Annotated in this window: 2 protein-coding genes and 1 pseudogene; 1 reads left to right on the top strand and 2 read right to left on the bottom strand. The window is 39.1% G+C overall.

The features are described from left to right. Nucleotides 1-211, bottom strand: a pseudogene (locus ACS8FD_RS14285) (succinyldiaminopimelate transaminase); the annotation flags it as partial. A 246-nt stretch (nucleotides 212-457) separates the two neighbouring features. Here ACS8FD_RS14285 and ACS8FD_RS14280 point away from each other — a divergent pair. Next, the gene (locus ACS8FD_RS14280) at nucleotides 458-1,174 is read left to right on the top strand and encodes a hypothetical protein (RefSeq protein ID WP_439263215.1); all 717 of its coding nucleotides are present in this window, start codon (nucleotides 458-460) and stop codon (nucleotides 1,172-1,174) included. 59 nt (nucleotides 1,175-1,233) lie between these two features. Here the strand turns inward: ACS8FD_RS14280 and ACS8FD_RS14275 are convergent. Further along, nucleotides 1,234-1,495: ACT domain-containing protein (locus tag ACS8FD_RS14275; protein ID WP_439276347.1), on the bottom strand; the 262-nt coding region annotated here is incomplete at its 5' end.

Below are 1,495 nucleotides of genomic sequence, written 5' to 3'. Positions count from 1 at the left end.
GCAGCTCAAAGCTGCCGTTAGTGGTTGGATATCGACATAGTTTGTCTAAGTTTTCTTGTAGTACGTCCAGCACAAAAGTCGGTGGCTTGTGTTTTGGCTCACCAATGCCAAGCTTAATCTCAGAATAGTCGTTGGCTGGTATGCTGTTAGCTAACAGAGTCGCCATTTTGGCAAACGGATATGGGTGCAAATGCTTTAAGTTGTTATTCATAAGTTTGGTAACTATAATAGGCAGTTGATAATAAATATATAAAGAAAAATTACATTTAGGCAGTGTAGCACTTCTCCTATTTTTTGTCTTTTGCTTCTCGCTCATGTTTACTGCTATTTACTAACGAAATACTTAATAGCAGTTTAATGTTTTAGCTGTTTGTCTTATCACTCATAGCTTATAAATAATAATGATATAAGCAATGACTGCCATTAACTTTGGTAAGTTGTTGTTAGGATGATTGATATGCTTAAAGCTTCTAAGGCCGACCACCTTAATATCGAAGTTATCAATGCCAGTAATAACAATACTGATAATGCTAGCGATGTTGATAACACTAGTGATAATAATGTGCAGCATGCTGGTTTTTGTGAACAATTGAAACTGCGTGAACAGCAATGGTGGGAGGCCCGTCAAAGCCTTATCGCACTAGAAGAGCGCTGGATGTTTTGGTTTGGAGATAATAGCCTAATTATGTGGTTATTATGGCAGCTGGTTAGCTATTTCATAGTGGCTGTCGTTCTTATGCTACTTAGCAGTCTATTAAACGTAGAGCTGTATTTTTGGATGTATATGGCTGTATTTGGTGTACAGACTGCCTTGTTTGTAGTGATGTTATCGTCTAAAGGGCGTTTGGCAAATCGTTTGCAAAATCGAATTGATATTGCAGACCTTGTACGAGAACAGGCGTTAAATGAGATGTATATATTGGCATCAGATATTATTTTACCTGCTATTCATGCTAGCGCGCCTATCTCTTTACAAACGATTTGTGAGCGTTATAAGTCCCATCTAAAACTGGCTAGCTTGCAACGTCTGCTACAAAAAGAAGTCGAAGCTGGACGTTTGATATTAGGACAATATCAGATAGAAGCAGAAGTATTGCCACCAGAGATTGCTGACGAAGAGTTGTCACCTTATGCCGACAAAATGATTTATAAAAGCCTGATTCATATGTCTTAGAACCATGCTATTTCATTAGAACCATAGCATTTAAATCGGTTAATAGCAGTCACGCTAGGCTAAGCGTGACTGCTATCTGGTAAGACGCTAATACTAGCAATCAAAGCCGCTTTTAACGTATCAAGTTTGTCTATAGATAATGGCGCATCGTTTTGATCACTGAGATAAAACATGTCTTCTGCGCGCTCACCTAAGGTCGTAATACGAGCCGCATGCACTTCAATTCCTTGCTGCAAAAATATCTGTCCCACTCGTGCCAGTAACCCTGGCTGATCAAGTGTCTGTAAGCTCATGACATGTTGACCTGAAGCCTCATTAAAC

Source organism: Psychrobacter sp. 1U2 (assembly GCF_051847575.1).
This window is presented reverse-complemented; position numbering and strand designations above follow the sequence as displayed.